The organism is Kribbella sp. NPDC051586 (assembly GCF_044453965.1).
Classification (GTDB): domain Bacteria; phylum Actinomycetota; class Actinomycetes; order Propionibacteriales; family Kribbellaceae; genus Kribbella.
Genome location: NZ_JBITDF010000002.1, coordinates 1,071,088 through 1,082,699, shown reverse-complemented (window position 1 = coordinate 1,082,699; position 11,612 = coordinate 1,071,088). Strand labels below are relative to the sequence as shown.

The window sequence follows — 11,612 nt, the reverse complement described above, 5'->3', positions numbered from 1 at the left end:
GAAGTGACCAAGGTAGCCGTGCTCGGTGCCAGCGGACGGATTGCGCGCCACGCGGTGCAGATGCTGGCCGAGGACGACAGCTTCGAGCAAACCCTCTTCGTGCGGGACGCGGACCGGCTGACCGACACCCCCGGCACCATCCGCGTCGTCCAAGGCGATGTCCTCGATCGGAAAAGTCTCGACGACGCCATTCGCGGACAGGACGTGGTTTACGCCAACCTGGCCGGCGACGTAGACGAGCAGGCGCGAACCATCATCCAGTCCATGAACGCTGCGGGGCCAGCACGACTGGTGTTCATCAGCGCACTGGGCATCTACGACGAAGTACCAGGAAAGTTCGGGCAATGGAACCGTGATGCGATCGGACCCATGGTCGGTCCCTATCGAGCGGCGGCGGACGCGATCGAGTCGTCCGACCTCGACTACACGATCTTGCGGCCCGCCTGGCTCACCGACACTGACGAGATCAACTTCGAGGTCACCGAGAAGGGCGAGCCGTTCAGGGGGACAGAGGTCAGCCGCAAGAGCGTCGCCGCCCTCGTAGTCGAAATCCTCAAACAGCCCAGCCTCGGGTCCCGCAAGAGTCTCGGGATCAACAAGCCCGGCACCGACGGCGACCGACCGGCATTCGCCTGAGCGCAAGACGTCTCGGCCGCTCTCGTCGGCGCGGCTGCGCCTGGTCCGCACCGCACTGACATCACCATTGATGACGTTCAGTCGCTCCGGTCTGCCTGAATCAGGCGGGAGGGAAGGCCGCGCCGAAGCGCCAAGCGACGCGCTGAAGAGTTCAGTCAACTAGCCGCGTCGCGATCGTCCGTGACGGTGACGGGGCGCGGCTGTGGACCCGCAACCACAACGACATCAGCGACCGCTTCCCTGACATCGCCACCGCCGCCACGCGGCAGCTGGCTGCCGGCATGGTGCGGACGCCGTCGGCAAGCTATTCGCCCGTGGCGCCGTCGATGCGTTCGCGGAGGAAATCTGCGTGGCCATTGTGGCGTGCGTACTCTTCGATCATGTGCAGGTAGATCCACCGAAGCGTGTAGTCCTCGCCGGGACTGGCCTCGTCGAGACTGCGTCCGGCCACCGCCGCGCGCGACCGGGCGACACTCGCCAGATAGCTGGCCAGGTCGTCCGCGGCCTTCGTGATGTCGACGTCGCCGCTTTCCGTCGAGCCGTAGTCCCAGAAATACTGGTGGTCGGGTTGGCCGTCGTACGAATGGAACCAGGCCTCGACTGCCGACAGGTGCCGAACAAGGCCGAGCAGCGACAGCGTCGACGGCGGCACTGACCGCAGTGCCAGTTGCTCCGGCTCCAGCCCGCCACATTTCATCAGCAACGTCGTGCGTTGGAACTCGAGGCGATCTTCGAGCGCGACCCGCTCGTCGGTCGGGTTGATTGGCGGCTCGGGGCGGGCGGGCATAGTCCATGTCGACATGCCGGTGACCTTACGTTCCCGTTTTCTGGCAGCGTGCACCTACCCTTCTGACGGAACCAAGTGACGGCCGCCCTAACCTGCTGGCTGAGGGGTCGACGGGTACGTTCGCCAGACCGTCCGCAAGACGTGGTGGTCTGTGCGGCGCAAGAGGCTGGTGGCGATCGCAGAGGGTTGGCGGCCGCCGTTGTGGAGGATGCGCGTGTGACTCGAGACTCAGGTTGATCAACTGCTTGACATTCTCAAGTTCGAGCAAGAAGTGAGCGTATATCTCGCGACGCTCGGCACGGAGTGCATGCTGTGTAGTAGGGCGGACGGGACTCGAACCCGTGACCCAGGGATTATGAGTCCCCTGCTCTAACCAGCTGAGCTACCGCCCCGTGTGCGGGTGATCGTATCGGGTTGTCGGAAACCAGGGATGCGTCAGGGGTTTGACTGAGGGGTGGGGGCCGGGGAGCAGGCATGATTGAGGCAGGTCCGGACGAAGGGAATTGCCATGGGCTGGTTCATTTTCCTGGTGATCGTGGTTGGCGCGATCGCGGCGTACAAGTTCCGGGTGCCGCTGCTGGCGAAGATCCTCGGTCAACCGCAGCAGCGGATCCAGCGGGCGATCGACCGGAAGAAGGGCAAATAGGACGTTGAGAGGCCCCGACCGCTCAAAGCGGTCGGGGTCTCCGTGGTCGAACGGTCAGCCGACGCGTACCTGCAGGGGTGAATTCGCCCAGCTTGGTCTTGCCGGTCGTGAACGAGCCGCCCGATCTTCACCGGTCGAAGTCTTGGTCTAGGCCACTATCAAGACCTTGGATCAGGTGGGGAAGGTTCGGCACCAGGCGGTCAGGCTGAGTTTGGCCGTGGTGCCGAGGTCGGTGTCGACCGGCCAGACGGTCGGGTGCTCGCCTTTGGTTCTCGCGACGGCCACGTAGGTGCCGGATGCCTTGTCCGCGCCGGCTTCGACTGTGTTGGACCAAGAGATGGCGGCGAGGGCTGATTCGCCTTTGCGGAGGAGCAGTTTCGCCGGACCCGGGTCGATCGCCATGTACGACGTGCCGCGGGTGATCGTCACGTTCATCGCTCGGCGATCGGCGCTCAGTACTGCGATGTCGGGGTAGCCGTCGACGCTGATCGGTGTGGAGCGGCAGTTGGTCAGCTTGACGACCACGGCGCGGTGGCCGAGGGCTGCGTCGACCGGTCCCACGCTGATCGAGACACCGGCGGCCGAGCACGTCGGGCGCGGCGGTGCGGGCGTCGGGTCGGGGTGGACGGTGGTGAACGGGGTGGGGCCGAGCGGCCGCGGGGTGATCTCAGTAATGGACGGCCTGCTGTGATTCGTCACCGCGGCGCTCTCGGTGCCGCAAGCGGTGAGGAGCAGCAGTCCGGCGAGGAGCCCCACCCGGGCACGTCGATGCATTCGTCGAACCTACCTGCGGCGGGAGGGCACGAAAAAGCCGGGCTCCTGTGAAGAGGAGACCGGCTGGTTTGTTGCTCCCGCGACTGGACTCGAACCAGTAACCTGCCGGTTAACAGCCGGCTGCTCTGCCAATTGAGCTACGCGGGATCGTGGCGGTGCATGACCCCGAAACCCTGAGGACCTGAGTAGGTTAGCAGGCGGGAAGCGAACTACAAAAACGGGATTCGGCTGCCTGCGGGGTCAGATTCCGAACTCGTCGCGGACCTGTCGGAGCGCGGCCTCGGCGGCGTCCACGACCCCTGGTTGGTCGGGCTCCAATCCCTTGTCCAGAACGAAGTTCCAGCTGACGGCGGCGTCCGTGACGGCGGGATTCCGGCGGGCGACGATGCGTACGCCGCGTTTGCCGGCCAGCGGGACGTGGCGCTGGATGATGATGCTCGCGTCGACCCGCTCGCGCAGCAGCTGGCCGAAGCGGCCGGGGTCCTCGACCTTGAGCTCGGTCGCGCGCAGCGGGGTGCCGAAGTCGGTCGTCTCGTAGATATGCAGGACCGATGCCTCGGAGTCCCAGTTGGCGCGCTCGATCTGCTCCCAGCCGACCCGCCGGTCGGCGTCCGCGGAGTCCGACGGCAGGTACACGGCCGATCGCGTGCCCGCGGCCCAGCGACCGTTGGTCAGCTGTACGGCGGCCAGGATGTCTTCCTTGCTCCCGGTCGACTCGCGGGCGGCCGCCGTCACGGCGTCAGCCAGCTCGCGCGGCCAGGAGGTGCGGAGAAGTCTCACATGTTCATCATTCCAGTCGGGTCAAAGTCGATGGGCTGAGGGTCAGGCGACGTAGTCGCGGAGCTGGGGGAGGGCTCGCCGGCGCAGGTGGCGGAGGGCTTCGCGCTCCAGGGTGCGGACCCTTTCGATGGTCAGGCCCAGGCGGGCGGCGGTCTCTTCGGGCGTGCAGGGAATCCGGCCCTCCAGGCCGTACCGGTGGAGGAGGACCGACAGGTGTGGGTCGTCGAGGAACTGGAGATGGTGGGCGAGATCACGACGGAGGGCCGCACGCAGGACGAGCGGATCGTCGTCGATCACCGGGTCGGAGTCGTCGAGGTCGAGGGTCTCGGGCTGGATCCGCCAGGCCTGGGCGCGCTCGATCCGCGCGACGGTGAGGCCTGTCGCGTGGGCCAGCTCCGGATTGGTCGGCTCGCGCCCCAGCTGCTGCGTCAGGTCGTTGCGGCTGGAGGCGACCCGCGACGCGTCGGCGTACGCCTGGGCCGGCATCCGGACCAGGCGGGATCGGTCCGAGATGGCTCGCCCGATCGACTGGCGGATCCACCAGATCGCGTACGTCGAGAAGCGGTGCCCGAGGCGGTGGTCGAACCGCTCGACCGCGCGCATCAGCCCGATGTTGCCCTCCTGGATCAGATCGAGCAGCGAGATGCCCTTCCCGGCGTACCTCCTGGCCAGCGAGACGACGAGCCGCAGGTTGCCCTCGATCATCCGGTGCCACGAGAGCCGTCCGAGCGCCTCCACCTGCCGCAACTCACCCGAGTCAGGCCGCCCCGGATCGCCGCGCAACTGCTCCGCCGCCAGCAGTCCGGCTTCGATCCAGTACGAGTGCTCGCTCACCTCCTCCAAAGTCAGTAGGTCGTGCTGCCCGATGTCGCGCAGGTACGCCACCAGCGCGGTCACGTCCGCCGGATCACAGTCCAGATCTGCCATCCCGTCCCTCTCGCCGCCGAATCTCCTTACCAAAGAGAGTGCCGTGATTCGTCCGCCCGGAACGCAGTGACATCGAGTATGTGGATAACTACAACAAGTCAGCTCCAGGCCGGGTACGACGGCGCGAGCTCGGCGTACCGGTCGGACCAGGCGGGGATCTCGACCCCGTCGAGCCAGGCCTCGAGCCGGTCGAAGAACGCGTGTGTGCCCGGGATGAAGCCGCGAGCATTCTGCTCGGACAGGCCGGTGTGGGTGAAGGTGAGCAATGTCCCGTCGCCGTCCCGGCGCAGCTCGTACCGCACGACGCTGTCCTCGACGATCCGCTGGCGCCACTCGTGCTCAAGGATGTGCGGGGGATCCCAGACGAGGATCCGGCCGGTCAGGCGCTTGGCCTCCGGCGCGGCCGGTGGGTCGGTCGGGATCATCTCGATACTGCCGCCGGCGCGGCCGTCGATCACTGTCTCGCCGAACCAGGCTTCGCGTTCGAGCGGATCGGTGATCGCGGCCCACACCCGCTCGATCGGGTAGGGGAGGTGCCGGCGGAAGGTCATCGTGGCACGGTCGCCGTCGACGGCGAGCTCGCCCAGGCGGTCAGGTGCGGTCATGCGGAGGCTCCTCGGGGTTGTCGGCCAGGTGTTGCTCGAGGGCGTCGAGGTGCCGCGGCCAGTACTTGCGGTACCGGCTGATCCAGTTCTCGATCTCGATCAGCCGGTCGGCCCGCAGCGCGTAGATCCGCTTCTGTCCCTCCGGCCGTACGTCGACCAGCCCGACCTCGCGCAGGATCCGCAGATGCCGGGACACGGCCGGCTGGGTGAGTCGGTGCAGGTGGGCGACCAGCTCACCGGCCGGCCGCTCGCGCTCCGCGAGCAGATCGAGTACTTCCCGTCGGCTCGGCTCCGCTATCGCCTCGAACACGTCCATGCCAAGAAATATTACAGACAGCGTATATAGAGTTCAAATGATATATCTCAGGCGTACGCGCGGAGGCCGCCGAGCAGGCCGTTGTGGAAGGGGTTGGCGTCGACCGCGTCGAACCAGGCCGGCCCGGTGGTCAGGGGCTCGACGGGCGGGACGACGACGGCGTCGGGGGTGGCGCCGACAGGGCCGCGGCGGCGGAACTGGTCGTCGAGCTCAGGGGCAGGCATGTCGGGCAGGAGCACGAACGTGTCGGTCGGCAGGGAGGAGGTCGCGTTGGGGGAGAAGGCATCGGGCACATCGGCTGCGAGGGCGGCGATAGTGGTCGCAGCGTGGGCGGCGGCGCCGGCGGGGTCCTGACGAACCTTCTCGAGGTCGGCGAGGACGGAGGCAAAGGTGACCGACGAATCTCCGTAGTCGATGGAGCGTGAGAGTTGCCCGACCCGGATTCGGGTCGCAGCGGCGGCGAGCGGCTTCATCAGGGACGGAACGCCGTAGCGAGCCTGCCCGCCGACGACGACCAGACGGATGTCCGCTTCGCGAGCGGCGATCAGTGAGCGGTACGGGTCCGGGGCAGAGCGGCGTACGACGATCAGGTCGGCCAGGGCACCGCGTTCGAGTCGACCGAGCGGACGCGGCCAGACCCCGGACAGGGCCTCGCCGGGGTTGGACGTCAGCATCCGGACCAGTTCCTCGTCCGTGAAGACCGATTGGGTCTTGTTCCACAGGTCTGCGACTTTCAACTCCCACAAGACATTCCGCGTCCCCGACGGGCCCCAGTCCGATCCGAGGCACAACCGCACTCCGGCGGCGTGCGCGGATTTCACATCCGCCGTTGCCCCGTACAACCACAGGTTCGAGAACGGGGACCACACCAGGGTTGAATTCCCCGCCCGCATGGCCGCGAAATCATCGGCGTTCAGCGCGGCGCCATGGATCGCCACCAGTTGTGGTTTCACCACGTCGACCTCTTCCAGCAACTGGAACTCCGACCGCAGCTTCGGATCCGTCCCTTCCGCCGAATGCGCGATGAATCCACGCCCGGCCGCGACCGCCGTGGCATACGGCGCCAGCGCTTCCTTGCTGTCGGCAACCAGCGTGCTGACCCGGATGAAATCGTCGTGGGTGCCGAGTTTCTCCGAGTCGACGTTCCGGATCAGGTCGTTGTCCGGCGGTACGGCGCCGCGCGGGTTCCCCTGGATCGACGTCGTACCGCCCACGATCGCCCGCGTCTCGACGTACCTGAGCAGCGCACGGCCCGCGGCCGCGCCGAGCAATCGGGCCGGCTGGCTGATCTGCGCGCTGTACGTCGGCGCGCCGCCCCACTGGTTGTGCGACGTCCACGGCTTCTTCCGCGCGGGCTCCGTCCACAAGGGCAGACTGTTGTACATCAAGTGATTGTGCAGATCGATCAGGCCGGGATAGATCAGGCCGCCGGCGGCGAGCTGTACCGCGTTCTCGAAACCGGCCGGCACCGCGTCGAGAGGAGTGACGGCCGCAATCAGTCCGTCATCGCCGACATACACCGCGCCACCGGTGAGAACCTGTCCGTCCGGTCGCATGGTCACCACAGTTCCACGCAGTACAAACATGGCTCGACCTCCCGTAGAATTCCCCGTGCCGCCCCTGATCTCGAGCCTAAGGTCACGGATCGTCGAGGGGGAGGTATGACGATGGCCGATTTCGATGCCGGCCCGCCGGCCACGGTGGCGCGGCACTTCGCGAAAGTCCCGAGCTATGCGGACTTCCAGGAATCGTTCTGGTACGACTGGGGCCCGGTGTTCTACCGCGGGCGGCTCAACCGGACCGCCCGGCTGCTGGCGATCGCGTCCGATCCCGGCCCGACCGAGCGGGTCGCCGGACGCACGCTGGTGGGTGATGCCGGCCAACGCGTGCAAGGATTCCTGACGAAGCTCGGCCTGACCCGCAGCTACGCCCTCGTCAATGCGTACGCGTACGCGCTCCGACCATCCCGCGCGCAGAAGGCCGCGCCACTGCTGGCACGGCCCGATCAGCTGACCTGGCGCAACACCCTGCTCCAACTGATCACCGGCCCGCAATTGCAGGCGATCGTCGCGTTCGGCGTCCAGGCCCGCGCGGCGCTGCAGATGTGGGACGGCAGGCCGGACGTGCCGGTGTTCGAGGTGCCGCACCCGTCGAGCCGCAATCCGACGGCGCTGGTCGACAGCTGGCGTCAAGCCGTCACCGATCTGCGCGCGATCGTCACGCCGGATCCCGATGGCGACAACGCCGTACCGAACTACGGGCCGAAGCTGGTCGAGTCCGACTATGCGCCGATCCCGGCCCGCGACCTGCCGTTCGGTGTACCGCCGTGGCTCGGCAACGACGCCTGGGGACGTCAGGACAAACCACGTCACAACAACAGCGTCGACCGCCCGTCGACGGATCCGTTGAACACTCTCGTCTGGCGCGCACCCAAGCTCGGCTGAAAGTTGTCCCCTGCTGCCGCTACCTTGGTCGGATGCGAGTGGCGACGTGGAATGTGAACTCGGTCAAGCAGCGGATGCCGCGGCTGCTCGACTGGCTCGACGAGCGGCAGCCGGATGTCGTGTGCCTCCAGGAGACCAAGCTCGCGGACGACGCGTTCAACACCCTGCTCGCCGGCGAGCTGACCGACCGCGGCTACGAGACAGGTCTGTACGGCGAGCCCCAGTGGAACGGCGTGGCCCTGCTGTCCAAGGTCGGACTCGAGGATGTGGTGACCGGCGTCGCCGGGGCGCCCGGCTTCCCGAATCCTGAGGCCCGGGCTGTCGCGGCGACCTGTGGCGGCATCCGGATCCACTCGCTCTACGTGCCGAACGGGCGCGTCCCGGACTCCGATCACTACCACTACAAGCTGGCCTGGCTCGCGGCCCTGACCGAGGTCGTCGCGAACGGCCCGGCCGACCAGATCGTCTGCGGCGACATGAACATCGCTCCGACCGACGCCGACGTCTTCGACCCCGCGGCGTACGTCGGTCAGACGCACGTGACTCCGCCCGAGCGGCAGGCGCTGGCGGAGTTGATGGCCGCGAAGGACCTGCACGACGTCGTCCGCGACCGGTGGCCGGGCGACCGTGTGTTCAGCTACTGGGACTACCGCGCCGGCATGTTCCACCAGGACCTGGGGATGCGGATCGACCTGATGCTCGCGACCGATTCGGTGGCCGGGCGGGTCAAGGCCGCGTGGATCGACCGCAAGGCGCGCAAGGGCACCGGCCCGAGCGACCACGCGCCGGTCATCATCGACCTCGACACCGCACCGGACGGCGATATCGGTCCGGTCGTGCCCCCGCCGTCGGCGCCGCGGACCGGTCGGAAGAAGACCACCAAGCTTCCGCAGAGCCGCTGATGCGCCGCCTCGCCGCAGTCGCGATCCTCCTGTTCGCGACCCTCACCGCCTGCAGTGACGACAAGCCGCCGACACCGGCACCGGTCGCCTGGACCAAGGTCGACGTCGGTGCCGCGGAGCCAGTCACTCTCACCGCCCACGACGACCAGCTGCTGATCGGCCTGCGGCATCGCGGCGCCAAGGTCGTCCCGGAGCTCCTGCTCCAGGACAGCACCGGCAAGCGCACGCCGGTCACCGTCGAACCCAACCCGGCCAGCCCGTACGCCTTCGAAGCCGTCTGGTACTCGATCGCGTACGACGGCAAGCAGCTCCTCGCCCTGGGCGGAGCTGCCGGCGGGGCACACTCCAACACGCGCTGGACGGTGTGGACCGGCACACCTCAGACCGGACTGATCGAGCGTCCGCAGAATTTCTGGACCTTCGGCGGGGAGACGGCGGGCGACCTCTACAGCGCCGTCATCACGCCGAGCGGCAGCGCCCTGCTCGGCTCGTGGGGCAGTGACGTGACGGGCAACGACGCGATGGTCTGGCTGCCCCAGGCCGGCAAGTGGACCCGGCAGGACCCTGCGAAGACCGCTCTGCAGAGCACGCCGAACCTCCTCGTCGGACCAGGCTTCGGTACGACGCTCGGCGAAAGCATCGTCATCGTCGGCTCGCAGGTACGACTCGCGCCCAACGTGGTCGCCCAGGAAGCGGCCGTCTGGCGATCCACGAAGCTCAACTCGGGCTGGAAGCGGATCGTCCTGCCCGAGTCGGGCAAGCGCAGTCAGGCCAACACAGCCACCTGCGCGAAGGACTGCGTGATCTCGGGGTACGTCGACGGGCAGCTCGCGATCTGGCAGCTGGACGCGTCGGGTACGGCGAAGCGCGTCCAAGGCGTCCCGTCCGTCCCGGTCGGCGACAAGGACAAGCTGCCGCCGCCGGTCGTGGACGGCGGCAAGATCATCCAGGCCGTTGCCCAGGACAACAAGGTCAAAGTACTCACCGGTCAGGACGGCCACTGGACCGTCCAGGACTCTCAAGGGCCACAGGGCCGGGTGACCAGCGCAGTGCTGATGCCGGATCACAAGCTCTACCTGATCGCCGGCACCTCGCTCTGGCAAACCACCCTCAGCTGAGCAGCCCCTTCACGTACGCCGCCTGGCCCGCGTGCTGGGCGCAGTCGTCGATCACGCTGACGAGTCGGACCCCGAGCGAGACCGGCGGGTCCCACCGCTTGTCGACGATCCGGTCCAGACCTTCGTCGGTCACCGTCCCGAGGAACTGCACGGTCCGCGCGTGCACGGCGTCGTAGTAGCCGAGAAGCTGGTCTGCCGACAGTTGCACCAGCGCCACCTGGTCGGACGTGTGTGCGTATCCGGTGTCGGCCGCGGTGAGCGGCAGCCCGAGCCGCTCGTGCCAACCGTCGGCCGTGTAGACCTGGTCATATCCACCCGCGTCGGCGAGGTGGTCGTCCTGGACCCGGGTCAGGTGCCAGACGAGCCACGCGATCGAGTTGGCCGTCTCACCCGGCCGCGCGGCGAGGGACTTGTCGTCGAGCCCGGCGACGACATCGTGCAGGACCTCCTGAATCCGGCCATGTGCGTCCAGCAGCAGCTCACTTGTCTTCATAGCGCCACCGTAGTCTTCGAGTCGGACAGTTCTGAGAGAGGGAGTAACCGTGGAATATCGCACGCTGGGCGCGAGCGGCGCTGTGGTCTCGACCTACACGCTCGGCACCATGACGTTCGGCAACGAGACCGACGAGGCCGGTTCGCACGCGCAGCTGGACCGGTACGTCGAGGCCGGCGGCAATTTCATCGACACCGCCGATGTGTACTCCGCAGGTGTGTCCGAGCAGATCGTCGGGCGCTGGCTCGCCAAGAGCTCCGCCCGCGACAACGTCGTACTGGCCACCAAGGGCCGGTTCCCGACCGGCGACGGGCCGAACGACGTGGGTACGTCGCGGCTGCATCTCCGCAAGGCGCTGGACGCGTCGCTGGAGCGGCTCGGAGTCGAGCACATCGACCTGTACCAGTTGCACGCGTGGGACCCGGTCACGCCGCTCGAGGAGACGCTGAGCTTCCTCGAGGACGCAGTACGCGCCGGCAAGATCGCGTACGGCGGCCTGTCGAACTTCACCGGGTGGCAGCTGCAGAAGGCGTGCGACCTGATCGCGCAGCGTGGCTGGTCGAAGCTCGTGACACTGCAGCCGCAGTACAACCTGCTCGTCCGGGAGATCGAGTGGGAGATCGTGCCGGCCGCGCAGGAGAACGGGCTGGGCCTGCTGCCGTGGTCCCCGCTCGGCGGCGGCTGGCTGACCGGGAAGTACTCGTTCGACGAGGAGCCGTCCGGTGCGACCCGCCTCGGCGAGAACCCGGACCGCGGCGTCGAGTCCTGGTACCGCCGCAGCCGGAACCAGCGGGTCCGTGACGTGGTCGACGCGGTCCGGGAGATCGCCGACGCTCGCGGCATCTCGATGGCACAGGTTGCGCTCGCCTGGCTGGTGGACCGCCCGATGCTCACGTCGGTGATCCTCGGCGCCCGCACGATCGAGCAGCTGGACGACAACCTCGCCGCGGCGGATCTGCATCTCACCGCCGAGGAGACGGCCAAGCTCGACGAGGCCAGCGACCCCGGCGCGGCGGACTACCCGTACGGCGGTCCCGGGGTGGCGCAGCGCGGACGGCCGATCACGGGCGGCCGCTCCTGAGAGCGATCTCAGGTACCTGAGAGATTCTCAGCGGACAGCACTGGTTTTCCACAGGTTCGTCCACGGCGGTTTCGGTGCGGGCCGGATTGGGGGAGGCTGTGTG

Annotated in this window: 14 protein-coding genes and 2 tRNA genes; 6 read left to right on the top strand and 10 right to left on the bottom strand. The window is 67.7% G+C overall.

The genetic code is table 11. The annotated features are described in order from the left end of the window. Positions 1-3: 3 nt before the first annotated feature. Positions 4-636, top strand: coding sequence for an SDR family oxidoreductase (locus tag ACIA58_RS15485; RefSeq protein ID WP_396404298.1), 633 nt, complete (start codon positions 4-6; stop codon positions 634-636). Between the two features lie 304 nt (positions 637-940). On the opposite strand, the gene ACIA58_RS15480 is transcribed toward ACIA58_RS15485, so the two are convergent. Together ACIA58_RS15480 and ACIA58_RS15475 are read right to left on the bottom strand one after the other, a co-directional pair. Next, positions 941-1,438 (bottom strand): DinB family protein, encoded by a 498-nt coding sequence (locus tag ACIA58_RS15480; protein WP_396404297.1) that lies wholly within the window; start codon positions 1,436-1,438, stop codon positions 941-943. A gap of 303 nt (positions 1,439-1,741) precedes the next feature. Then, a tRNA-Ile gene (locus tag ACIA58_RS15475) sits at positions 1,742-1,815 on the bottom strand. Between the two features lie 116 nt (positions 1,816-1,931). On the opposite strand from ACIA58_RS15475, the gene ACIA58_RS15470 reads away from it, so the two are divergent. Continuing rightward, a complete protein-coding gene (locus tag ACIA58_RS15470) occupies positions 1,932-2,069 on the top strand; it encodes a hypothetical protein (RefSeq protein ID WP_396404296.1) in 138 nt (45 codons plus the stop codon). Positions 2,070-2,240: 171 nt separating this feature from the next. Here ACIA58_RS15470 and ACIA58_RS15465 read toward each other — a convergent pair whose 3' ends face one another. From ACIA58_RS15465 to ACIA58_RS15435, 7 genes are all read right to left on the bottom strand, one after another. Continuing rightward, the gene (locus tag ACIA58_RS15465) at positions 2,241-2,843 is read right to left on the bottom strand and encodes a DUF4232 domain-containing protein (RefSeq protein WP_396404295.1); all 603 of its coding nucleotides are present in this window, start codon (positions 2,841-2,843) and stop codon (positions 2,241-2,243) included. A gap of 74 nt (positions 2,844-2,917) precedes the next feature. Beyond that, positions 2,918-2,990, bottom strand: a tRNA-Asn gene (locus tag ACIA58_RS15460). A gap of 93 nt (positions 2,991-3,083) precedes the next feature. After that, positions 3,084-3,623, bottom strand: a complete 540-nt coding sequence (locus tag ACIA58_RS15455) for a hypothetical protein (protein WP_396404294.1) — start codon at positions 3,621-3,623, stop codon at positions 3,084-3,086. A gap of 42 nt (positions 3,624-3,665) precedes the next feature. Next, positions 3,666-4,550 carry an RNA polymerase sigma factor RpoD/SigA gene (locus ACIA58_RS15450; protein ID WP_396404293.1) on the bottom strand — a complete coding sequence of 295 codons (885 nt, stop codon included), beginning with the start codon at positions 4,548-4,550 and terminating at the stop codon, positions 3,666-3,668. A gap of 98 nt (positions 4,551-4,648) precedes the next feature. Next, on the bottom strand, positions 4,649-5,155 hold the full coding sequence (locus ACIA58_RS15445; RefSeq protein ID WP_396404292.1) for an SRPBCC family protein: 507 nt from the start codon (positions 5,153-5,155) through the stop codon (positions 4,649-4,651). After that, entirely contained in the window at positions 5,142-5,471 is a 330-nt protein-coding gene (locus ACIA58_RS15440; protein ID WP_396404291.1) for an ArsR/SmtB family transcription factor, read from the bottom strand. Before ACIA58_RS15440 ends, ACIA58_RS15445 begins: the two co-directional genes overlap by 14 nt. Positions 5,472-5,518: 47 nt before the next feature. Next, on the bottom strand, positions 5,519-7,027 hold the full coding sequence (locus tag ACIA58_RS15435; RefSeq protein ID WP_396404983.1) for an amidohydrolase family protein: 1,509 nt from the start codon (positions 7,025-7,027) through the stop codon (positions 5,519-5,521). Positions 7,028-7,132: 105 nt separating this feature from the next. On the opposite strand from ACIA58_RS15435, the gene ACIA58_RS15430 reads away from it, so the two are divergent. The 3 genes from ACIA58_RS15430 to ACIA58_RS15420 are packed head-to-tail and all read left to right on the top strand — an operon-like array spanning position 7,133 to position 9,935. Next, the gene (locus ACIA58_RS15430; protein ID WP_396404290.1) at positions 7,133-7,915 is read left to right on the top strand and encodes a uracil-DNA glycosylase family protein; all 783 of its coding nucleotides are present in this window, start codon (positions 7,133-7,135) and stop codon (positions 7,913-7,915) included. Positions 7,916-7,947: 32 nt separating this feature from the next. After that, complete coding sequence (locus ACIA58_RS15425) at positions 7,948-8,817, top strand: exodeoxyribonuclease III (RefSeq protein ID WP_396404289.1); 870 nt, start codon at positions 7,948-7,950, stop codon at positions 8,815-8,817. Continuing rightward, positions 8,817-9,935, top strand: coding sequence for a hypothetical protein (locus ACIA58_RS15420; RefSeq protein WP_396404288.1), 1,119 nt, complete (start codon positions 8,817-8,819; stop codon positions 9,933-9,935). Before ACIA58_RS15425 ends, ACIA58_RS15420 begins: the two co-directional genes overlap by 1 nt. Here the strand turns inward: ACIA58_RS15420 and ACIA58_RS15415 are convergent. After that, the gene (locus ACIA58_RS15415; RefSeq protein ID WP_396404287.1) at positions 9,928-10,428 is read right to left on the bottom strand and encodes a DinB family protein; all 501 of its coding nucleotides are present in this window, start codon (positions 10,426-10,428) and stop codon (positions 9,928-9,930) included. The two genes, ACIA58_RS15420 and ACIA58_RS15415, sit on opposite strands and share 8 nt — an antisense overlap. 49 nt (positions 10,429-10,477) lie before the next feature. Between ACIA58_RS15415 and ACIA58_RS15410 the strand changes: the two genes are divergently transcribed. Further along, entirely contained in the window at positions 10,478-11,509 is a 1,032-nt protein-coding gene (locus ACIA58_RS15410; protein ID WP_396404286.1) for an aldo/keto reductase, read from the top strand. Positions 11,510-11,612: the final 103 nt, after the last annotated feature.

What these genes read in the sequence shown, in the direction of transcription:
- ACIA58_RS15440 (WP_396404291.1), bottom strand. Translation starts at nt 5,471, where the DNA reads ATGGACGTGTTCGAGGCGATAGCGGAGCCGAGCCGACGGGAAGTACTC.
- ACIA58_RS15445 (WP_396404292.1), bottom strand. Translation starts at nt 5,155, where the DNA reads ATGACCGCACCTGACCGCCTGGGCGAGCTCGCCGTCGACGGCGACCGT.
- ACIA58_RS15470 (WP_396404296.1), top strand. Translation starts at nt 1,932, where the DNA reads ATGGGCTGGTTCATTTTCCTGGTGATCGTGGTTGGCGCGATCGCGGCG.
- ACIA58_RS15425 (WP_396404289.1), top strand. Translation starts at nt 7,948, where the DNA reads ATGCGAGTGGCGACGTGGAATGTGAACTCGGTCAAGCAGCGGATGCCG.
- ACIA58_RS15420 (WP_396404288.1), top strand. Translation starts at nt 8,817, where the DNA reads ATGCGCCGCCTCGCCGCAGTCGCGATCCTCCTGTTCGCGACCCTCACC.
- ACIA58_RS15415 (WP_396404287.1), bottom strand. Translation starts at nt 10,428, where the DNA reads ATGAAGACAAGTGAGCTGCTGCTGGACGCACATGGCCGGATTCAGGAG.
- ACIA58_RS15430 (WP_396404290.1), top strand. Translation starts at nt 7,133, where the DNA reads ATGACGATGGCCGATTTCGATGCCGGCCCGCCGGCCACGGTGGCGCGG.
- ACIA58_RS15450 (WP_396404293.1), bottom strand. Translation starts at nt 4,550, where the DNA reads ATGGCAGATCTGGACTGTGATCCGGCGGACGTGACCGCGCTGGTGGCG.
- ACIA58_RS15465 (WP_396404295.1), bottom strand. Translation starts at nt 2,843, where the DNA reads ATGCATCGACGTGCCCGGGTGGGGCTCCTCGCCGGACTGCTGCTCCTC.
- ACIA58_RS15435 (WP_396404983.1), bottom strand. Translation starts at nt 7,027, where the DNA reads ATGCGACCGGACGGACAGGTTCTCACCGGTGGCGCGGTGTATGTCGGC.
- ACIA58_RS15480 (WP_396404297.1), bottom strand. Translation starts at nt 1,438, where the DNA reads ATGTCGACATGGACTATGCCCGCCCGCCCCGAGCCGCCAATCAACCCG.